This window comes from Pseudoalteromonas sp. NSLLW218 (assembly GCF_015864775.1).
Classification (GTDB): Bacteria; Pseudomonadota; Gammaproteobacteria; order Enterobacterales; family Alteromonadaceae; genus Pseudoalteromonas.
Genome location: NZ_JADYWO010000001.1, coordinates 450,311 through 469,920 on the forward strand (window position 1 = coordinate 450,311; position 19,610 = coordinate 469,920).

The following is a 19,610-nucleotide window of genomic DNA, read 5'->3' on the forward strand; positions in this document are numbered from 1 at the left end:
AAGCATGCAGTTATTTATGGTTTATTTAGGTGGCCGGATTCGAGGTTGCCACATTGAAATGCATGATATTCGTTTTGTTGTAGGGGAGAATATAGAGCAAACCTACTCAAAGTTAAAAAGCCAGTGGGTAGGCGACAGAAGTAGTGTTCACATGGATAGTTACATGGCAATTAATCATATTGATGGCTTTAAAGTAGAAGTAGTCGATAGCTATGTGGAGCAAAATAAACAACTCTATTTTGTAAATTTAGGCGCTTACAGAAGTGATTCTATGGCTGAGCAACACGACTTTGCGTTGTATGTTGCAAGTAGTAGCCATGAAGCTAAAGAGCGTGCTAAAAACGATTTACTTGCAGGCCTTAGCCATATTCATAAAGATGATTTACATGACGTAGACGATTGCTTTGCCATTGATTTACTCGATAGCCAGCTAAGCATTAAACTCACGCCCAGCGGTATATCGCAGCCGATAAAGCCAGACTGGTTTGGCTACCACGTACTTTAAATCAGCCAAAAAGCAGGATTAAGAGTCCTGCTCGTTTTGTTCATCCTTTTCGCTTTTAGCCGCCATTTTAAACGCTACAATAACCAATCCAAACATAGCAAACGGCAGTGCTGCTAACATGTATTCAACCACATTACTGTCTTGAAAATTTGCTTGTAGTAAAAAGTGACCCGCCACACACATTAAAATAACCACTAATAAAATGGGTAGTAACATAAGTTCTTTTTTTGATGAATGGTTTTTCATTAATTGTGAGGCTATAGCTGAAAATAATGCGCCATTGTAATGAGCTTACTTGAGCTTGGCAAACACCGCAGAATTTTTTAATTAATGTTATGATTAACATCAAACAATTTTATTAATGTTTATGGGAATAAAGTGAAAAGTAACTTAAAACAAGTTTACCTCGTTGGTGGGGCAGTTCGCGACAAGCTGCTAAATATAAAATCAAAAGATAACGATTATGTAGTGATTGGTGAAACGCCAGACACAATGCAGTCGCTAGGTTTTGTACCAATAGGTAGCGATTTTCCGGTTTACTTACACCCAAAAACAAAAGAAGAATATGCACTCGGGCGCACGGAGCGTAAAAGCGGGAAGGGCTATACAGGCTTTGTGGTTGATGCCAGCCCAACTGTAACGCTAGAAGAAGATTTAGCAAGGCGTGATTTAACCATAAATTCAATGGCGCTTGATGAACACGGTAATATTATTGACCCGTTTAATGGCCAAACTGACTTACAAAATAAAACACTGCGCCACACCACAGAGGCATTTGTAGAAGACCCTGTTCGAGTACTGCGTATTGCCCGTTTTTTAGCGCGCTATGGCAGTGATTGGCGTATTCACCCAAGTACGTATGCACTAATGCGTGAGCTTAAAAATAAAGGTGAGCTAAATCATTTAGTACCAGAGCGCGTGTGGCTTGAAACCGAAAAAGCACTGGGTGAAAAGTACCCTGAGCTTTATTTTGAAGCACTGCAAGGCTTAGGTGTTTTTCCAGAGCTTGAGCGCATGGTTAACGTACCTCAACCAGCAAACCATCATCCTGAAGGGGATGTATTTGTACATACTATGCTGGTACTTAGGCGTGCTGCCGATTTAAATTTTAACTTGGAAGCACGTTTTGCTGCACTAACCCATGATTTTGGAAAAGCGCTTAGCTTTAAAAAGTATGGGAACCTACGTGGGCACGAACGCGAAGGTGTTGCAGTTATTGAAGCGTTTTGTGAGCGGTTAAAAGTGCCTAATCGTTTTCGTGATGTTGGCGTGCTCACCAGTGATAATCATACCCTGTGCCACACGATTGACCAGTTAAGGCCGCAAACTATTCACAAGCTAATAGTGACTAACTTAAATGCGTTGGTACACCCAGAACGTTTTATAGCGTTTACCCAAGCATGCCAATGCGATGCACAAGGGCGTGGTGAAACACTGGTAGATAAGCCATATCCGCAAGCAGCTAAGCTGCGAGCAATTCATACTGAACTGCAAAAAATGGATAAGAAACTGGTAGTGCAAAATGCACTTAAAAATGGCAAAAAAGGCCCTGAAATAGGCGAAGAAGTAAAACTTGCAGAAATAAACTGCATTAAAGCATTTTTAAAACATGAGAAGTCCCAAGCGCAATAAAATTAGACTAAGTAGTGCGATACGCCTTGGTTTTTAGTCGCGTCGTGCTTTCTTAGCTCTTTGTAGTTTGTACTTTTTGGTTTTACATTTTCAGACTTAGGTTTTTTAGAGGGCCTGTATAAGTCAAAAATAAAGTCTAGTTCTTCACGCTCTAGTGATGGTTTCATGAGTATTCCTTCAATTTAATACTTTAATATGATGTAGGGTATGGTCATTCGACTGAATTAAAAGTGAATAGTTACATTTGAAGTTGTACTAAATTGTAACCGGCAGGTTTTGAGGGATGAGAGGGGTTTATTTGTTAATTTATATGGAGTTAAGGTAAATTAAAGTAACTATTTTTAACTAAAAATATACAGCTGAATTTAATTTATTGTGTACTTACTATTTGCATATAAGACTGTAGCTATAAATATAATGGTAAAAATACAGACTTAGCCAGTAACTAACGGCAGCGTTACGGTAAATACGACACCATCACCTTGCTCGTCATTTTGCGCTGTTACACTGCCTTTATGGTAGTCGCACACCAGCCTTACAATATAAAGACCTAACCCCAAATGTGGCTGTTGCTGCATTTGCTGGCTACGTACCGACACCATAGAGTCAAAAATATGCTCAGTTAATCCTTCGGGTAATGCGGGGCCTGTATTACTCACTGTTAATGTTGCTTTATTTTCGCTCTGTTTAAGGCCTACATTAATAGCCGTATTGGCTTCACTAAACTCCAGCGCGTTATTAATAAGCTTATCAAGTAGCTGAGCTATAAACTCCGGAGCACCTTGCATAGGTAATTTGTTTTTGCATACATCAAGCGTAAATAACTGGTTTGGGTAAGTAAGCTGATAGCCTTGCATGCAGCCATTTATGACTTTTTGTAAATCAAAAGGCTCAGGCTCGTTGCTTTGAATACTTTGCTCAAGGCGAGTGGCTTCGCTCATGGTGGTTATTATTTTACCTAAGCGTTCAACGCCTTCACTGGCGCGATCGAGGTATTTTTGACTCAGCTCGTTTTGTGGCAAGCTTTGTAAGTTTTCGAGTGACGAGCGCACTACGGCAACAGGCGTGCGCAGCTCATGTGACAACCGCGACGACATATTTTCTAAGTAATCGGTATAGCCACCAAGTCGACTAACAATGTTTGAAAAACTACGAGACAGATCGCCAATTTCATCGTTAGCATCGCTGTAATTAATACTGCCGGTAACACGCCCTTGTGCATCAATTGCTTGTTCAGCTGTATCGCGCAGTCGCCTAATTCGGTTCGATATACGCGAGGCAAAAAAGAACAAGGTGACAGTACCAATTAGCATTACGGCTAAAATAACGTTGAACAGTTTTTCGAGCGATTTATTACGTAGCGTACGTACGCCGTTAGTGGTTTCCTCTGCTATTACTGCACCAATTACTTGGTCTTGGATCCAAATAGGGTAAGCGGCCGATAAAATAACAGCTTTGCTGTCGGGAGTTAAGCGCCAAGACGATGCTGGTTGCCCTTTTAATGCTTTAGCTAAATGTGTGCCCTGCATAGAAGCTACATCGTGCAGGGTATCTAAAAACTCATTTTCGGGGCGCGTTAATATTTTATAGTAAATTGGGTGTAAGTAATTTTGCTCAAAGCGCTGCCACCAAGTTTTAGGTGCTTGGTTAGTAAGCCCATCAGCCCATACGCCATCTGCATTTTGAATAGTACCCGATTGTGCAAGTACGCGATGATGGTTATCAACTACCCAAATGCGGCTACCACTGTGGCCCATGCCTTTTAAAATACGGCTAATTTCTGGGGAAGGTACGAGTACCGAGCCTAAATCGTTTGGGTTATTTAAGTTTGAGGTCGACATTATTTTAGGCTCTAACAACGCCTCTTTATTATCAACATCAACAATGGCAAAGCCAAGTTTGTTGCCCAGCATGTTAATAGGAAAACGCAGCTCTACGTTATAACCAGATTTGGTACTTTCAAAATAGCCCTGAATTTTTGTAAAAGGGGTTTTGGTTTTTGCATCAAACGCATTAACCCAGCCGTTTTGGCGTGGCGCAATAATGTAAGTATTAAACTGGCCGTCAGGCGTTTTTAGGCCAATTTGTAAATAATCGTTATTAGTAATGCTTAAGCTATTTTTAGCGCGATAAATAAGGGTATTGTCGGTGACTTTAAATGCGGCGTATAAGTAGTTATCAAACTTTCCCACCATATGATCAAACGATAAGTCACTGGCTTGATGTTTGTTATCTGTTTTTTGTAAGTAGCGCTTGTCGTAATGCCAAAATAGCGGTTGGTAGTTGTCCCAATCGTTAAGTTTACCGTCGAGCTGAATAGGATTTTTAAGATTATAAGCGTATAAATCGCGGCCTTTTACTACTTGGTCTAAAAAGTTGGTTTGCTCGTCAAATAATGCGGGGCGCTCATGTAGTGCAGTAGCAAGTGCGCGAGTAGTGCCTACGAGGGTTTTTTCTTGGCCTTGGCGTAAAAACTTTTCCATTTCCCATACGTACTCGTAGCCAAGCCACGGCAGCAAAAACAAAAAACATGAAAGTAATATAAATTTACTGCGCAGACCAAATCGTAGCATTAGTGTTGTTCCCACCGATAGCCCATGCCATACACGGTATCTATGCAATCAAAGGCGCTGTCGAGTGCTATAAACTTTTTACGGATACGTTTTACGTGTGAAGTAATGGTGCTGTCGTCTACATAAATTTTAGCATCGCTCATTAATTCGTTACGGCTTTTAACATGGCCTGGTCGCTGGGCGAGTGAATGCAGCATCCAAAATTCGGTTACGGTTAAATCAACTAATTGTTGTTGCCAAAATACCTGCATACGTTGTGTGTCGAGCGTTAATTGCCCGCGTGTTATGAGTGCGTTTGCATCAGCGGGTTGCTCAAGTGCTTCCATTCGGCGAAACAGCGCACCAATACGTGCAGCCAAGTGAGCCAAGCTTATGTCTTTTGTTAGGTAGTCGTCGGCGCCCATGCGCAGGCCGCATACGGTATCTATTTCGCTATCGCGGGCGGTTAAAAAAATAATAGGCAGTGTTTTAGAAAGCGATCGCAATGTTTGGCACAGTAAAAAACCACCATCTATTTCATGGCCTAGGCCAATATCAACAATGGCTAAATCGGGCAGGGCATTTTTAAATTCAGCTTCTGCGCAAGCGCGATCGGCAAAGCCACTTACTTGGTAGCCCTGTGCGCTCAGCATTTCTATGTAGTTTTCGCGGATTGCGGGTTCATCTTCAACGATGGCTATTTTTTTCATCTTAATCATTATCCTATCGGCTCTGCTGTGCACTATATCGAAGTTTTTAAGCTAAGTACGCTTAAAAAGGCAATTGCCATTTTTTTGCCACAATTGCTCAGCAGTTTGCCATTTTTGATCCCCTTTATTGCCACTTGAGCTTGTTTTAATACAGCCATCAAAACAAAACGTCACAAATTAAAAAGTAAGTTTAAGGATCAAATCATGAAGAAGACATTAATTGCATTAACACTGGTTGCTAGTTTTTGTACTCCAGCAATTGCCTCAACATCTAACTCGCCATCAAAAGAAGCCCATAAAGAAACGGCTATTGGGCTAGGTGCAGGCGCTATTATTGGCGGCGTAGTGGGCGGGCCAATTGGTGCGTTTATTGGGGCATTTGCCGGTGGCTTAATAGGTGATTCAAAAGTAGCTGATAACAAAATTGCAGAGCAAGAGCGTGCCATTACGGTTATGAAAGAAAAAACCAGCGATTACCAACACGTGCTTAACCACAATAATATGTTAGAGCAACAGCTAGAAGTGCTTGCCAATCAAAATGAGCAGTTAACTCAAGTTCAAATTAATAACTTATTGGCGATGACGGTACAATTTAAAACAGGTTCAAGTGTTATTGCCCCGCATTTTACGCTGCAGTTAGATCAACTCATTACCTTGTTAAACAACCAACCACAACTCGCACTTGATTTAAGTGGCTTTGCCGATCAGCGCGGCGATGAGCAAGCAAATCTTTTACTTTCTAAAGCACGTGTAAATGCTGTGCAAAGCTATTTAATAAAACACGGTGTGAGCCATAAGCGCTTAAGCACGCAGGCATTTGGCGAGCAGCAAACGTTGGCTAACAGCAACACGGTGGAAGACAACTTTTTTGATAGACGCGTAACGCTTACCACTCGCTCAATGAATAGTGTAAATGGCCAAACGGCGAGTAACTAAAACTAACTGAATCTAAGTAAAGCTAAGCGTTCGATGGAGTGATTTATGTTTAAATTGAGTAAACCAACCAAAATGCTTACTAAAGTAAGCATTTTTATATTCATAGTGATTGTGCTGTTAGCGAGCTTTAAAAGCCATGCGCAATCACCCAAGTTAGAGCTTTTTGATAGCAATGGTGCGTCAGCAGGGCCAGCAATAATATTAAAAAGCGACGCTAATATGACCTTAACCGGCCTGATTAATCATGTTGTAGTAACGCAGACCTATCAAAACGAAAACCCGTTTGCGGTTAATGCGCGCTATGTTTTTCCACTGCCAGATGAAAGCGCCGTACATGCCATGACGATGCGTATAGGTGAGCGAGTCATTAAAGGCCAAATTGATAAAAAAGTGGAAGCTGAAAAAAAATACGAGGAGGCTAAAAAAGCAGGTAAGCAAGCGGCCTTTGTACGCCAGCAACGCGCCAATATGTTTATTACGAATGTGGCAAACATTGGCCCTGGTGAGCAAGTAATTATTGATCTTGAATATCAAGAAATTATAGATTACAGCAGCGGCACATTTGCTATTAGGTTTCCTACTACCATTACACCGCGTTATCACGCGATTAGTGGTGAAGTTGAAGTTAATACTCAAAACCAAACGCATGTTAATCCGCTCCCAACGGGATGGTTGAGCCCTGTTTACAGCACTCAAAACATCACTCAAAATAGTACTCAAACTGATAACGCACCAAGTAGCCAATTTAGCTTAAACATTGATATAGACGTGGGCTTAGAGCTGGTGGATATCAATTCTAAATTTCATAATGTTAATGTGCAAAACACCGCGTTTGGGCAATATAAAATAGCGTTAAATGAGAAAAATGCAGTTAATCGCGACTTTGTACTGGAGTTTAAACCGCTGCAAAAAGAGCAAGCTCAAGCCGCATTTTTTACTCAGCAGTTTGAAAATGGTGACCGATACGGGCTTGCTATGCTAATGCCACCAGGGGATCACTTTACACAAACTCAGCGATTACCTCGCGAAATGGTATTTGTAGTTGATACGTCAGGCTCTATGCACGGGCAATCTATGGAGCAAGCTAAAAAAGCCTTGTTTTATGCGCTTTCATTACTTGATAGCGACGACAGCTTTAACATAATTGGTTTTGATAACATAGTGACTCCAATGAGCGATAAACCACTTATAGCCAGCGACTTTAATTTACGCCGTGCAGAGCGATTTATTTATAGCCTAGAAGCCGACGGCGGCACTGAAATACAAGGTGCCCTTAATGCCGTACTTGATGGCAGCGAGTTTGATGGTTTTGTACGCCAAGTTGTATTTTTAACCGATGGCAGCGTAAGTAATGAAGACGTATTGTTTAAAAATATTCAAAGTAAATTAGGCGATAGCCGCTTATTTACAGTGGGTATTGGCAGCGCACCTAACAGCTTTTTTATGCGCCGAGCGGCAGATATAGGCAAAGGCTCATTTACGTTTATAGGCAGCACAAGCGAGGTGCAACCTAAAATGCAGCAGTTGTTTGATAAGCTTGCACATCCGGCTATTACTAATTTGGCGCTAAGCGATGAAAGCGGTAACAGCTTAGATTTTTGGCCATCACCACTACCTGATTTATATTTTGGTGAGCCTATTATGGTCGCTATAAAACTTAATAATACTAAAAGAGTGGTACTTGCTGGGCAAACTGCACAAGGGCCTTTAAGTATTAAATTAAGTACACAAAATAGCTCAGATGCAAAAGGTATAGCAAAACTGTGGGCACGACAAAAAATTAAGTCATTACTTTTATACAACGAGCAAAATACAGTTAAAGATGAAGTACAGCAGCTCGCACTTACTCATCAATTACTTAGCCCGTTTACTGCTTTTATAGCGATTGAACAAACTCAAATAAAAGAAGTGGCAGAGCAAACGGCGCAAGCTACTAATGCAGTACCGCAAGGTATGGCAATGCGTTTACCACAAACCGATGGGCAAAGCAGGCTGCATATAGTATTAGGCTGTATTTTATTATTAGGATTTGGCGCGCTTAAAATAAACCGAGGGCTTAAATTAAGTAGGGAGCATAAATGAAAAAGTGGCTAAGCGCGGGCTTACTAATAGCTGGGCTTGGATTATTTGGGCACGGCACTTATATGCAGGCAAAAGCGTGGCTTGCTCAAGTGTTAATTGAGCAAGCATGGCAAGAGGCGCTTAAATCACCCGGCACTAAAGTAAAACCGTGGTATTACGCAGACAGTTACGTTACTGCAAAGCTTAATTGGCCAAGCCACAATAAAACTTTAAGTGTATTGGCAGGAGCAAGCGGGCGTAACTTAGCATTTGCGCCAAGCCAATTTTTACCCGCAGGGGCGCTTGGTGGTAAAGAGTTTGGTAACAACAAAGGCGCGCTAATAGCAGGGCATAACGACACCCATTTTGCATTTTTACAACACGCCAAAGTGGGTGATGAGTTTACTTTGCAGTTACAAAGTGGGGAGGTACAACATTATAAAGTAACGGGGATTGAGGTTATTCATCAATCCCAAAACTCATTTTTACAAACACCTGGGCTGTATTTGCTTACCTGTTACCCTTTTGATTCGCTTGCCTCGGGTACTGATTTAAGATTGCTTGTATCTGCGCAAATATCTTCACCCGATTCACTAAGTGGTATGTCAACCACAAGTTCTTGATGGCGCTGGCTTACCATTACACCAATAAATACCACAAATATGCTCAGCCATTGCCAGACGTTGAGCACTTCGCCCAAAATAATAGCTGACAAAATAAGTGTAAAAATAGGAATTAAATTAGAGTATGCAGCCGCGGTTAATACCGATACTTTGCTAATAGCATAATTGTACATGCCGTAGCCGCCAAGGGTTACACACGAGCCTAAATATAAAATGCTCATAAGCGCTGTAAGGTCATGTTGATTTTCGCTTGGTAGGTCGATAAAAAATAAAAATGGCGCAAAAAACAAACTACCGCTAATACCTTGCAAAGCAATTAAAGTAAGGGGGGAGTAGCGATTAGCTAAATGTTTAATACTTACGGTATAAAATGCAGCGCACACCATAGCCATCAGCTCTAAAAAGTTACCTAGTAACGGATTAGGTGCTTGCTCAGAATTGGGTGAAAGAAGCGTAAGTAAAATACTGCCGCCAATACACAGCGTAAAGCCAACAACAATGGCTTTGCTTATGTATTCTTTAAGTAATAAAAAGGCAAGCAGCGCAATAATTATAGGCAAGCACGACACAATAACACCCGCCTGCGAGGCTGATGTATATTCCATTGCATGGCCTTCAAATAAAAAGTACAAGCAAGGCTCAGCAAGTGACATACCCACTAAATATTTCCAGTCACCTTTTAAATACTCAAACCGAATAACGTAGCGCCATAAGCAAAGCGATAAAACTAACGTGGTGAGCATGCGTAAAAATATTACCAAGGCAGGGTCGTAAATGGCAATGGCATATTTAAGCGCTATAAAAGAGCTGCCCCATAAAAAGGTGGCAATAATTAAACACAAACTGGCAGGCATAGAGAGTAATTTATATAATTTAATAAAATCAGATCCTAGCATGAATATTTTTAACTTGTTCAAAAATACCGAGCTGGTATAAATTAATTCATCTTTAATTAATGATTAGTAAAAAGCACATGCAAAGGGAACAGGTAATAGTTGTAAAGCTTGGTACAAGCGTACTTACTGGCGGCACCGATAAACTAGATAAAGCGCACATGGTTGAATTAGTACGCCAATGCTGCGAGCTTAAAAAGCTGGGACATCACGTTATTTTAGTCTCGAGCGGCGCGGTAGCTGCTGGGCGCGAACAACTCTTAAAACCCTGTGGCAGAAGCTTAATTGATAAACAAATGCTTGCTGCAATTGGACAAGGTCAACTCATTCATATTTGGCAGAGCTTGTTTGGTTTATATGGGATAAATGTAGGACAAATGCTGCTTACTCGCGCTGATGTAGACGACAGAGAGCGCTACCTTAATGCCCGCGATACACTCAATGCGTTATTAAATTACGACGTTGTACCCATCATTAACGAAAATGACGCAGTCGCTACCAGTGAAATAAAAGTAGGCGACAACGATAATTTATCGGCGCTTGTCGCTATTTTGGCTAATGCTAATAAATTATTGCTACTTACCGATCAAGAAGGCTTATTTACCAGCGATCCGCGCACAAACGCCGATGCCACCCTCATTGGCGAAGTAACACATATAAACGATGAACTTCGCCAACTTGCTGGTGGCAGTGGCACAAATTTAGGCACCGGCGGTATGGCAACTAAACTGCAAGCCGCCGATATTGCAAGGCGCGCAGGCGTTGAAGTTATTATTGCTAAAGGTGCAGGTAAAAACGTTATTTTAAAATGTATGAGTGACGAGTTACCAGGCACGCGTTTTTTAAAACTCACCGCCCCAAAAGATGGCCGTAAAAAATGGCTACTAGCCGGGCCTAAAAGTACCGGTCAAATTGTTATTGATACGGGTGCTATTGGTGCCCTTCAAAATAAAGGCGCAAGTTTACTCGCTAAAGGCGTTACTAATGCATTTGGAAATTTTGAACGCGGTGATTTAATTGATTTAATAGATGCAAAAAATCAAGTGATTGCACGGGGCTTAACGCGATTTAGTAGCGTTGAGGTAAATAAAATAAAGGGTGCGCACTCTAGTCAAATAGGCCAATTACTCGATTACGATAGTGGCGCAGAAGTACTTCATAGGGATGATATGGTATTGCTATAGAAGCACTTTTAGTAAATTAAATTACTTGAGTGTAATTCTCGGAGTATTACACTTTTTTGATTGTAAATTTGTGCTAAAATCTGGCTCCTTAAATTGTTGTAAGCAGAGCACAGAACATGAAATTAGTTCGTTGGTTTTTAGGTTGTATAATCTTATTCTTTAATTTTGTATTTACTCCTCGCAGTAAAAAGCGTGCAAGCGACGAGCAAGCACAGCTTGATCAGCAAACCTCACAATTTAAACTGTATCAATTTAAAGCATGCCCGTTTTGTGTAAAAGTACGTCGCGCCATTAAACGCGAAGGCTTAAACATAGAAACGCGTGATGCAAAAGACAATGAGCAATATCGTCAAGAGCTACTAGAGCAAGGTGGCAAAGTTAAAGTACCTTGCCTGCGTATAGAGCAAAATGGCCAAGTACAATGGCTGTATGAATCAAACGATATTATTGCTTATTTAAACAAAGTAGCTGCATAAACCACTTTTACTATCTCACTTATTTAAAGAGAATATACCATGACAATTCGCACCCGTGTTGCCCCGTCGCCAACTGGTGACCCGCATCTTGGCACCGCTTATATCGCCTTATTTAACTACTGTTTTGCTAAACAACAAGGCGGTGAATTTGTACTTCGTATAGAAGATACAGACCAAGTACGTAGCACGCCAGAGTCTGAACTTGCGATTATGGATAGCCTACGTTGGTTAGGGCTTGAGTGGGATCATGGTCCTGATGTGGGTGGCGAATTTGGTCCTTACCGTCAATCTGAGCGTAGCGATTTATATAAAAAGTACGCGCATCAGTTAGTTGACGATGGTAAAGCGTTTTACTGCTTTGCAACAAGCGAAGAGCTTGATCAAATGCGTGAAGAGCAAATGGCAGAAGGCTTACGCCCTAAATACGACGGCCGTGGTTTAAACCATACAGATGAAGAAATTAAAGCAAACTTAGCTGAAGGCAAACCTTACGTTATACGTATGAAAATCCCAAGCGAAGGCACATTTAAGTTTAACGACTACCTACGTGATGAAATTGAGATCCCGTGGGAAAACGTAGACATGCAAGTACTTTTAAAAGCAGATGGTTTCCCAACGTACTTTTTAGCGAACGTAGTTGACGACCACCACATGGAAATTAGTCATATTTTCCGTGGTGAAGAGTGGATTAACTCAGCACCTAAGTTATTAAAACTGTATGAAGATTTTGGTTGGGAAGCACCAGTACTTGGTCACTTACCATTACTACGTAACCCAGATAAATCAAAGCTGTCTAAGCGTAAAAACCCAACGTCTATTAATTACTATAAAGAAATGGGTTACCTGCCAGAAGCCGTACTTAACTACTTAGGTCGTATGGGTTGGTCAATGCCAGATGAGCGTGAAAAATTCACACTTAATGAAATGATTGAAAACTTTGACATGAAGCGTGTATCGCTTGGTGGTCCGGTATTTGACGTAGATAAACTAAGCTGGTTAAACGGCATGTGGATCCGCGAAAACCTAACCGACGAACAGTTAATTCAGCGCTTTGTTGATTGGAAGTTTAACGGCGAAATGCTCGCTAAAATATTACCAGAAGTTAAAACACGTATTAATACACTGTCGGATATGGTTGAACTAGCAGGGCACTTTGTAGGCGGAATTCCAACTTACGATCCTGCGTTATTAACAGCCGGCAAAGCAGACGAAAACGTAATTCGCCAAGCGCTACAATTTTTTGTATGGCAGCTTGAAGGTTTGCGTAGCTTTGAAAAACCCGCTATTTTTGCAATCGCAAAAGAAGTTGCAACATTCCATGAGTTAAAAATTAAAGACTTTTTAGAGCCAATATTTGTCGCAATTACTGGCAAAACATCAAGTACGTCAGTGCTTGATGCAATGGAAATTTTAGGCTCTGACCTATCACGCGCCCGTTTACGTGTAGCGCTTGCTCATTTAGGTATTTCTAAAAAGCAGGCTAAAAATATAGAACGTGCGTACCGCGAATACCCAAGCGCATAGTATTTAATAATAACGGCTCAATAGTTAGTTGTTAAAAGTATTAAAAGCCGAGCTTTATTAAGCTCGGCTTTTTTGTTTCAGTCTGTTTAGCTATATGACATCGTATTTTGATATTGTTTAGCCTAAGCATTCATAATTTACTAAATGCTACAATGCGGCATATAAACTCATAGGAGGCAGTATGATTGCAACCGTTAAAAACAAAGCTATTTTTAGCAGTAATACATTTTCGATAAACCTTGTTACTTACCCAACTAATCACAGCGTAATGAACCATATTGACCCTGTGCAGCAAGGGCGCTATTACAAGCTCAACTTTGTATTAGAAAAACCTAAAGCGGGTGGGGTATTTAAATGTTCAAAATGCATTATAAATTTATTTAATCGCGTGTATTTATTCAGACCCGATAAGTACGAACACAGCGTATCTAAAATCGAGTCTGGAAAGCGTGTGCTACTGAGCTTTGCGCTTAATATATAAGTTATTAATAGTCGTAGGCCTGTCCGGTGCATAAAACAGATAGGTCGCAGTACGATACAGAGGTTTCACTACAAGAATTGATAGTAAAAGCATTCCCACCTTTGCGCATGGCATCAGCTTTAAGTAAATCAATCGCGTTTGATTTAGAGCGATTGTAGCTTACATTATTTTTACCTCTACCGTCGCCATCACAGCTTTCAGCTTCTATTCGGCCTAAAAGTGTTGCGCCACTTTCGTGAGCTTCTTGATCGCTATAAAATTGCTGTAAATCTCTTTTATTAACGTAGGTGCCAATTTCTTGAGATAAAACGCCGTTGTCTATATCTGTATGATAAGTCATGCTTGAACAACCCGTTATTGTGGCGAGCACAGTTATTGTTGCTATAAAACGTAGCATATTCATTAATCCTTTAATTTATTTAAAGTAGTAAATTACTAACAAAATCAAATGCTGGCAATGTTTACTGCTGAGTAAATTGTTAGCATTTGTAAATGTATTTAGATTTTACTGAGCATAGGGTAAGTAAACAAAAAGAAGTGACAAACATTAACTAACCAATGGCATAAAATAGCCCACTCTAAGCGCCGCGTTTTATAAAAAGCATAGCCATATCCTAAGCCTGCAATAAACGAAACCAATACATAGTTAAACCCTCCTGCAAAATGTGCCAAAGCAAAAATACCTGCAGTAATTACAGGGGCAAGTATTGCTAAACGGGTCGGTGTAATTATTTTGCTAAGCTTAGTTTGTAGTAATCCTCTAAACAAAGCTTCCTCAGCTACACAGGTAAATAAAAGATTAATAGCAATAAAGGCTAACCAAAAGTTGGGCACTTTTGGGTTAAAGCTTACAAGTCCAAGCATTAAAGCCGCAGTGAGCGAAGCTAAAACAGTAGCAATAATTATAAAAATGGGTTGTTTAACGTTTAATGAGCCCGCTTTATTAGAGTCTGTTTTTAAAGGCTTTTTATTTGAATCTAGGTTTGAAAAAAAGTAAGCACAAAGAAATAACCCAGCCATAGCTTTATCAAAATTAGCATAAAGGGTAAAAGTAATCGCATCGCTTGTAATACGCTCGTCTATAACAATAGGGAGGTTACTAAAACCAGGCACCCAATGAAGCGCTAATGCCAATGAGGAAACTATAAAAACAGTACTTAATATAGCGCGTATTATTGCCCGCTTTGTATTTTGCACACAGTAGTATAAAACAACGTAAAGCCCAGTGAACAGCAGAGCATATAAATTTATATAACCTTGAAAATACGCACTTACAACACCTAAAGCTAGTAAGTAGTGCCAAAGGGGTTGCCGCATTATTGATATTTTGCAGTACGGAAAAACACATATAATTGATAGCGCTAATAAATAAAAAGTCATTGTTTTTTATTGCTCTGTTTTATTTAGCCATTAATCTAACAGATTCGACCTCTCAATATTTTTTTTCTGGTAATATAGATAGGTTATAAGCAGTTTAAGCAGTGAACAAACTATGTTAAGTCCTTTTTTTCAGCAGCATGCTGATTATGTTTCTATCTCTCGTGAGCAGGGTTGTCGATTCGCTAAATGCGTTGCTGACGATTACAATCCACTTCACGACAAAGATGCCAAAAAGTTTTGCGCGCCAGGAGACTTACTTTTTTCATTGGTACTAGACCGCTACGGTATTAGTGAACAAATGGAATTTACTTTTGCTGGTATGGTTGATGAAAACACCAAACTTAATTTTCCTGAGGGAGCTGATGAGTTTGATGTTACCAATGGCGAAAAAGTAATTTTAAAGGTAAAGCGCAGCGGTAAAACCAGCCAATGCCCAGCATTAACTAATAGTCTTATAAAAAATTATGTTGAGTTTTCTGGTACTACTTTTCCGCATGTAATTATTCCATTAATGGGTAAGCAAGAGGTAATGATAAACCCTGCTCGTCCGATGGTGATTTACGAATCAATGCTTATCAATCTTGATAATCTTGATATTACAGAACCAGAACTTGAGTTTGCAGAGCCTAGTTTTGAGTATGCCGGTAAGCGCGGAAAAATCACACTACGTTTTAACCTGTTGGAAAACGGCGTTAAAGTGGGTAGTGGTGAAAAGCACATGGTGGTTTCGGGTATACGCGAATACTGCCAAGCAACAGTTGACGATTTAATAGCGTTTTACAACGAACGTAAAGCGACACTAAAGCCAGCTTAAAGCTACAGAAAATTATAAAAGGCGCTAAATACAACTGTTATTTAGCGCCTTTTTTATTGGTTTTTTTATTGTTTTAGCGCTAAAGCGAAAGTGAGTAACTACGATTAAATACTTTTCTGAACTGGTTAATTTACGCAGTACAGTAATATGCGTACAATAGCGCTCTTTGTTATTTTAAAGCTAAGCCTATGTCTGCCACTACGTTCTCATCACTTAATCTCGACCCGTTATTATTAACTGCGATTGAGCAAAATAATTACACTCAGCCTACCGCAATTCAGATTAAAACTATTCCGCCTATTTTAGCCGGAAGTGATGTAATGGGCAGTGCACAAACAGGTACGGGTAAAACAGCTGCTTTTGTTTTACCGCTGTTACATAAGCTTTTAAATACCCCCAAAAAAGATGAGCCAGGCATTGCTCGCGTTGTAATTTTAACGCCAACACGAGAGCTTGCTCAGCAAGTATTTGCCAGCTTTGAAAAGTACGCACAAGGCACTAACATTAATGGTGCTTTAGCGTATGGCGGCGTAAGTATTGGTCCACAAATAAAAGCACTTAAAACAGCCCAAGTTATAGTGGCAACACCTGGACGTTTACTTGATCATATAGTTAAAGGCAGTGTGGTACTTTCAAGCGTAGACTCTTTAGTGTTTGACGAAGCTGACCGCATGCTTGATATGGGGTTTATTGATGAAATTAGACGTATATTGCGTCATATCCCAGGCGATCGCCAAACTTTACTATTTTCAGCTACGTTTGATGACAGCGTGTTTGAACTCAGTAAAAAACTACTTAAAAACCCAGAGCTAATTGAAGTTGATAAACGTAACTCAGCCGCAGTTGAAGTAGAGCAAGTTATTTACGCTGTAGATGAGGATCGTAAGCGCGAACTTGTATCGCACATGATTGGCATGAAAAACTGGCGACAAGTGCTTATTTTTACTCGCACAAAACAAATGGCTGATCAGCTCGCTAAAGAAATGTGTAAAGACGGTTTAAAAACCGAATCAATCCATGGCGACAAATCACAAGGCGCGCGCGACCGCGCACTACAAAACTTTAAAGAAGGTATTACACGCGTACTTGTTGCAACCGATGTAGCTGCGCGTGGTTTAGATATTTCAACACTTAGATACGTAATTAACTTTGAACTACCTTACATTGCCGAGGATTACGTGCACCGTATTGGCCGTACAGGTCGTGCAGGTGAACAAGGACTTGCTATGTCGCTGGTAAGTCTTGATGAGCAATGGCTGCTAGAAGAAATTGAAGTATTACTCGATACTCGTCTAACGCCGCAGTGGTTAGAAGGTTACGAGCCAGATCCTAATAAAAAGCCAAAAGACAATCGTAAAAACACCAATAAGTCGCGAAAAGATCGCGATAAAAAACGCATCACTGGTAAAAGAGAGCCAAGTAGACGTCGTAAATAATAGCTTTTACTTTGCTTTTTTGCCTATACTGGAGCTACTAAGCAGCCGAGGTAAAGCAATGTTTGAAATTGATCAATGGGCATTTTCTGGTATTGATGGCCAAATATCTTTGCATAAATGGCAAAAAACAATTGATCTTATAACGGGGCTTTTTTCAGCCCCGTCTGGTTATATAGTTCAGGCAACAAGCAAAGGCTATCGCGTTGTTATTAGAAGTAACGAGGGTGGATCTAACTTTGAGACCAACCCTATACTCCCTCCTCAAACTCCTCTGTTTTGTCGCCACGTAGCTGAAACTAACAATACATTATATGTTAATGATGCAAGTAATAACGATACATGGAATACCCTGTCAGAAGTCGTTGAAGACGGTGTTGAATCCTACCTAGGTTTACCCATTCATTGGCCTGAAGGCGAAGTGTTTGGCACGTTATGTTTAAAAGACACTAAAATAACAAGCTATACCGATGAATACTTTGAACTCATAGAACAGCTACGCGATTTGATTGAAGACGACTTAGCGCTTGTTTATAGCTATGAGCAAATGCGTGAAATAGCCATGTTAGACTCATTAACTAATATTTATAATCGCCGAGCACTTAACTTACTAGCTCAGCAAAAGCTTAACTTAGCGCTACGTTTAGGTTTTGACGTGTGTTGTTTGTTTATTGATATAAACGACTTTAAAAAATTAAACGACACTTGCGGACATGAAGTGGGTGACAAAGCATTGATTATATTGGCAGATACGCTAAAAACGCATTTAAGAGATGCCGATATAGTAGGGCGTTTAGGTGGCGATGAGTTTGTTGCAGTAATGCAAGTAAGCGATAAAAGTAAAATTAACTATATTATGAATAAAATTTCGACCGAGTATTCAAAAGCCTTACTTAAAGTAAACGTGTGCGATTTATCGCTCAGCATAGGTTATAGCTTTACTAACAAACAAAAGCAGCCTTTTGAAACGCTATTAAATGATGCAGACCAGGCAATGTATAAAAATAAACAAGCGTATAAGCTAGCTAAAAAAGAACAATAATAAAAGGAAGTTCGTTATGACTCATGCCACACAAACTTGGCTAGTTTTTCTGCGATAGGTTTTATTTTTTCCTTAGCAATAATAAGCTTATTTGAAACGTTCCCTAACATTAGATTTATATCTAATGAGGGAATAATTTTTGGTGTTATGTGCTCCTCTATGGGGTTTGCCTTAAAAAGGCTTGAGAGTAATAACCAAAAATAGCTTTAATAAATAGCTTAAGCTGCAAATCTTTACTTGTATTTATTAATTCATTTCTCAAAGAACGGACATAAAAAAGCAAGCCACTAGGCTTGCCAAGAAGGGTGTGAATTAGTTTAGGCTCAAGCTCTAAGCAATTAGCTTTTCCGCAAGGTTCAATTCCATAATGGCTTTTAATAAACGGTATAAGTTTATTGATGCATCAATTTCTTCTTTACGGTTTGTTAAGCTTTCAATATTTAAGCCCAGCGGCACGTCTAAATGTGCACAGCTTTTAAGTATTAAGTCGAGGTTCTCGCGGCAAATACGGACGGATTCGCTTAATGTATTGTCTGCATCAAGCATGCGCCATTTAGTTGCCTCTGGCACTGAGATACCCAACCATTGCATAAATTCTAAGGTTTTTTCGCCGCCGCACGGGGTAAACGTTAATATAATACGTTGTGGTGTAATCCCTTGTGCTTTACATGTACGTGCGTAGCTAGTAATTAGCTCTATAGTCGCTTGTGCGTCGTAAACAGCTTGCGATATAAAAAACTGACAACCTTGTGCTGTTTTTTCTATTAATCGTTCGTGCTCATTTCGTTTACTTGAATGGCGCTCGGCAATCGTAACGCCCCCTAAAAAGAAATCATCTGATTGCTCAGCTAATGCTTTATACGCATCTGGCAGGCTTAGCTTTATATCGCCTACCGATGACGGGCTCCCTACTAAAACTACATTTTGTAAATCGTAGTCGTTTTTAGTTTCACTTAGCCAATCTTTAAATTCGCCTACGCCACGCTGCGCCACACTTTTATAAGTAATTACATCTTGTGCAGATAAATCACGTAGTAAATGGCTGTATTCACGCGGATCAACGGTTTGTTTAAACGCAAACGGGCGCGCTTGATTAGTTCGACTGCTTTCGTCTTGAATGTCGTAAATTATTACGCCGTCGTATTCAATTTCGTGTAAGCGACCTAATAGCTTTTCTGCAATAGTTTTTAATTGCGCTTTATCGGTGCCTATTTTAGGCGGGGTAGTACCAATAAGATAAACACCTTGATTGGTGTCCTCTATTTTCTCTTTTAATGATAAAGCCATAATCCTCATTCCAGCCAAGTGCGTTTTGATGGATTTAATATAGCAGCCATTTAGACGTCTAGATAGATTTATTTAGT

The 19,610-nt window shown here is 40.1% G+C and carries 20 protein-coding genes; 12 read left to right on the top strand and 8 right to left on the bottom strand.

The genetic code is table 11. The features are described 5' to 3' along the window. Nucleotides 1-4 precede the first annotated feature (4 nt). Nucleotides 5-505: a DUF1543 domain-containing protein gene (locus tag I6E80_RS02055; protein WP_197184657.1), complete on the top strand. Its 501-nt coding sequence runs from the start codon at nucleotides 5-7 to the stop codon at nucleotides 503-505. A gap of 18 nt (nucleotides 506-523) precedes the next feature. On the opposite strand, the gene I6E80_RS02060 is transcribed toward I6E80_RS02055, so the two are convergent. Further along, nucleotides 524-751, bottom strand: coding sequence for a hypothetical protein (locus tag I6E80_RS02060; RefSeq protein ID WP_007581571.1), 228 nt, complete (start codon nucleotides 749-751; stop codon nucleotides 524-526). A gap of 132 nt (nucleotides 752-883) precedes the next feature. Here I6E80_RS02060 and I6E80_RS02065 point away from each other — a divergent pair, with 132 nt between their 5' ends. Continuing rightward, the gene (locus I6E80_RS02065; protein ID WP_170071757.1) at nucleotides 884-2,137 is read left to right on the top strand and encodes a multifunctional CCA addition/repair protein; all 1,254 of its coding nucleotides are present in this window, start codon (nucleotides 884-886) and stop codon (nucleotides 2,135-2,137) included. A gap of 2 nt (nucleotides 2,138-2,139) precedes the next feature. Here I6E80_RS02065 and I6E80_RS02070 read toward each other — a convergent pair whose 3' ends face one another. From I6E80_RS02070 to pdsR, 3 genes are all read right to left on the bottom strand, one after another. Continuing rightward, complete coding sequence (locus I6E80_RS02070; protein WP_170071758.1) at nucleotides 2,140-2,304, bottom strand: hypothetical protein; 165 nt, start codon at nucleotides 2,302-2,304, stop codon at nucleotides 2,140-2,142. A gap of 267 nt (nucleotides 2,305-2,571) precedes the next feature. Then, nucleotides 2,572-4,710 (bottom strand): proteobacterial dedicated sortase system histidine kinase, encoded by a 2,139-nt coding sequence (gene pdsS, locus I6E80_RS02075; protein WP_197184658.1) that lies wholly within the window; start codon nucleotides 4,708-4,710, stop codon nucleotides 2,572-2,574. Then, nucleotides 4,710-5,399 carry a proteobacterial dedicated sortase system response regulator gene (pdsR, locus tag I6E80_RS02080; RefSeq protein ID WP_024604364.1) on the bottom strand — a complete coding sequence of 230 codons (690 nt, stop codon included), beginning with the start codon at nucleotides 5,397-5,399 and terminating at the stop codon, nucleotides 4,710-4,712. Before pdsR ends, pdsS begins: the two co-directional genes overlap by 1 nt. 204 nt (nucleotides 5,400-5,603) lie before the next feature. Between pdsR and pdsO the strand changes: the two genes are divergently transcribed. Genes pdsO through I6E80_RS02095 form a run of 3 tightly spaced genes read left to right on the top strand, consistent with a single transcriptional unit; the run spans nucleotide 5,604 to nucleotide 9,019 of the window. Beyond that, the gene (gene pdsO / locus I6E80_RS02085; RefSeq protein ID WP_197184659.1) at nucleotides 5,604-6,335 is read left to right on the top strand and encodes a sortase-associated OmpA-like protein PdsO; all 732 of its coding nucleotides are present in this window, start codon (nucleotides 5,604-5,606) and stop codon (nucleotides 6,333-6,335) included. A gap of 45 nt (nucleotides 6,336-6,380) precedes the next feature. Further along, complete coding sequence (locus I6E80_RS02090) at nucleotides 6,381-8,417, top strand: marine proteobacterial sortase target protein (RefSeq protein ID WP_197184660.1); 2,037 nt, start codon at nucleotides 6,381-6,383, stop codon at nucleotides 8,415-8,417. Then, nucleotides 8,414-9,019, top strand: coding sequence for a class GN sortase (locus I6E80_RS02095; protein ID WP_197184661.1), 606 nt, complete (start codon nucleotides 8,414-8,416; stop codon nucleotides 9,017-9,019). The genes I6E80_RS02090 and I6E80_RS02095 overlap by 4 nt, the downstream gene beginning before the upstream one ends. Here I6E80_RS02095 and I6E80_RS02100 read toward each other — a convergent pair. Further along, complete coding sequence (locus I6E80_RS02100) at nucleotides 8,914-9,873, bottom strand: DMT family transporter (RefSeq protein WP_024604368.1); 960 nt, start codon at nucleotides 9,871-9,873, stop codon at nucleotides 8,914-8,916. The two genes, I6E80_RS02095 and I6E80_RS02100, sit on opposite strands and share 106 nt — an antisense overlap. 119 nt (nucleotides 9,874-9,992) lie before the next feature. Between I6E80_RS02100 and proB the strand changes: the two genes are divergently transcribed. The 4 genes from proB (at nucleotide 9,993) to I6E80_RS02120 (ending at nucleotide 13,577) form a co-directional block, all read left to right on the top strand. Next, nucleotides 9,993-11,096: a glutamate 5-kinase gene (gene proB / locus I6E80_RS02105; protein ID WP_197184662.1), complete on the top strand. Its 1,104-nt coding sequence runs from the start codon at nucleotides 9,993-9,995 to the stop codon at nucleotides 11,094-11,096. Nucleotides 11,097-11,212: 116 nt separating this feature from the next. Next, entirely contained in the window at nucleotides 11,213-11,572 is a 360-nt protein-coding gene (locus I6E80_RS02110; protein WP_007581591.1) for a glutaredoxin domain-containing protein, read from the top strand. A 39-nt stretch (nucleotides 11,573-11,611) separates the two neighbouring features. Next, nucleotides 11,612-13,096, top strand: coding sequence for a glutamate--tRNA ligase (gene gltX, locus I6E80_RS02115; RefSeq protein ID WP_007581594.1), 1,485 nt, complete (start codon nucleotides 11,612-11,614; stop codon nucleotides 13,094-13,096). A 181-nt stretch (nucleotides 13,097-13,277) separates the two neighbouring features. After that, complete coding sequence (locus I6E80_RS02120) at nucleotides 13,278-13,577, top strand: hypothetical protein (RefSeq protein ID WP_021032137.1); 300 nt, start codon at nucleotides 13,278-13,280, stop codon at nucleotides 13,575-13,577. Nucleotides 13,578-13,581: 4 nt separating this feature from the next. Here I6E80_RS02120 and I6E80_RS02125 read toward each other — a convergent pair whose 3' ends face one another. Next, nucleotides 13,582-13,974 (bottom strand): hypothetical protein, encoded by a 393-nt coding sequence (locus I6E80_RS02125; protein ID WP_197184663.1) that lies wholly within the window; start codon nucleotides 13,972-13,974, stop codon nucleotides 13,582-13,584. A gap of 101 nt (nucleotides 13,975-14,075) precedes the next feature. Further along, entirely contained in the window at nucleotides 14,076-14,894 is an 819-nt protein-coding gene (locus I6E80_RS02130; protein WP_231616680.1) for a CPBP family intramembrane glutamic endopeptidase, read from the bottom strand. A gap of 175 nt (nucleotides 14,895-15,069) precedes the next feature. Here I6E80_RS02130 and I6E80_RS02135 point away from each other — a divergent pair, with 175 nt between their 5' ends. From I6E80_RS02135 to I6E80_RS02145, 3 genes are all read left to right on the top strand, one after another. Next, complete coding sequence (locus I6E80_RS02135; RefSeq protein ID WP_024598641.1) at nucleotides 15,070-15,771, top strand: DUF3581 domain-containing protein; 702 nt, start codon at nucleotides 15,070-15,072, stop codon at nucleotides 15,769-15,771. A 188-nt stretch (nucleotides 15,772-15,959) separates the two neighbouring features. Then, nucleotides 15,960-17,207, top strand: a complete 1,248-nt coding sequence (locus tag I6E80_RS02140; RefSeq protein WP_101217537.1) for a DEAD/DEAH box helicase — start codon at nucleotides 15,960-15,962, stop codon at nucleotides 17,205-17,207. A 58-nt stretch (nucleotides 17,208-17,265) separates the two neighbouring features. Further along, nucleotides 17,266-18,246 carry a sensor domain-containing diguanylate cyclase gene (locus I6E80_RS02145; protein WP_197184665.1) on the top strand — a complete coding sequence of 327 codons (981 nt, stop codon included), beginning with the start codon at nucleotides 17,266-17,268 and terminating at the stop codon, nucleotides 18,244-18,246. 330 nt (nucleotides 18,247-18,576) lie between these two features. On the opposite strand, the gene I6E80_RS02150 is transcribed toward I6E80_RS02145, so the two are convergent. Continuing rightward, nucleotides 18,577-19,533: a methylenetetrahydrofolate reductase gene (locus I6E80_RS02150; protein WP_024598638.1), complete on the bottom strand. Its 957-nt coding sequence runs from the start codon at nucleotides 19,531-19,533 to the stop codon at nucleotides 18,577-18,579. Nucleotides 19,534-19,610: the final 77 nt, after the last annotated feature.

Excerpts from the sequence above, each read along its gene's own strand:
- I6E80_RS02140 (WP_101217537.1), top strand. The coding sequence starts at position 15,960 with ATGTCTGCCACTACGTTCTCATCACTTAATCTCGACCCGTTATTATTA.
- I6E80_RS02135 (WP_024598641.1), top strand. The coding sequence starts at position 15,070 with ATGTTAAGTCCTTTTTTTCAGCAGCATGCTGATTATGTTTCTATCTCT.
- I6E80_RS02150 (WP_024598638.1), bottom strand. The coding sequence starts at position 19,533 with ATGGCTTTATCATTAAAAGAGAAAATAGAGGACACCAATCAAGGTGTT.
- I6E80_RS02095 (WP_197184661.1), top strand. The coding sequence starts at position 8,414 with ATGAAAAAGTGGCTAAGCGCGGGCTTACTAATAGCTGGGCTTGGATTA.
- proB (WP_197184662.1), top strand. The coding sequence starts at position 9,993 with ATGCAAAGGGAACAGGTAATAGTTGTAAAGCTTGGTACAAGCGTACTT.
- pdsR (WP_024604364.1), bottom strand. The coding sequence starts at position 5,399 with ATGAAAAAAATAGCCATCGTTGAAGATGAACCCGCAATCCGCGAAAAC.
- I6E80_RS02070 (WP_170071758.1), bottom strand. The coding sequence starts at position 2,304 with ATGAAACCATCACTAGAGCGTGAAGAACTAGACTTTATTTTTGACTTA.
- I6E80_RS02120 (WP_021032137.1), top strand. The coding sequence starts at position 13,278 with ATGATTGCAACCGTTAAAAACAAAGCTATTTTTAGCAGTAATACATTT.
- I6E80_RS02145 (WP_197184665.1), top strand. The coding sequence starts at position 17,266 with ATGTTTGAAATTGATCAATGGGCATTTTCTGGTATTGATGGCCAAATA.
- I6E80_RS02125 (WP_197184663.1), bottom strand. The coding sequence starts at position 13,974 with ATGCTACGTTTTATAGCAACAATAACTGTGCTCGCCACAATAACGGGT.
- I6E80_RS02055 (WP_197184657.1), top strand. The coding sequence starts at position 5 with ATGCAGTTATTTATGGTTTATTTAGGTGGCCGGATTCGAGGTTGCCAC.
- I6E80_RS02060 (WP_007581571.1), bottom strand. The coding sequence starts at position 751 with ATGAAAAACCATTCATCAAAAAAAGAACTTATGTTACTACCCATTTTA.
- I6E80_RS02090 (WP_197184660.1), top strand. The coding sequence starts at position 6,381 with ATGTTTAAATTGAGTAAACCAACCAAAATGCTTACTAAAGTAAGCATT.
- I6E80_RS02100 (WP_024604368.1), bottom strand. The coding sequence starts at position 9,873 with ATGCCTGCCAGTTTGTGTTTAATTATTGCCACCTTTTTATGGGGCAGC.
- I6E80_RS02110 (WP_007581591.1), top strand. The coding sequence starts at position 11,213 with ATGAAATTAGTTCGTTGGTTTTTAGGTTGTATAATCTTATTCTTTAAT.
- pdsS (WP_197184658.1), bottom strand. The coding sequence starts at position 4,710 with ATGCTACGATTTGGTCTGCGCAGTAAATTTATATTACTTTCATGTTTT.
- gltX (WP_007581594.1), top strand. The coding sequence starts at position 11,612 with ATGACAATTCGCACCCGTGTTGCCCCGTCGCCAACTGGTGACCCGCAT.
- I6E80_RS02130 (WP_231616680.1), bottom strand. The coding sequence starts at position 14,894 with ATGCGGCAACCCCTTTGGCACTACTTACTAGCTTTAGGTGTTGTAAGT.
- pdsO (WP_197184659.1), top strand. The coding sequence starts at position 5,604 with ATGAAGAAGACATTAATTGCATTAACACTGGTTGCTAGTTTTTGTACT.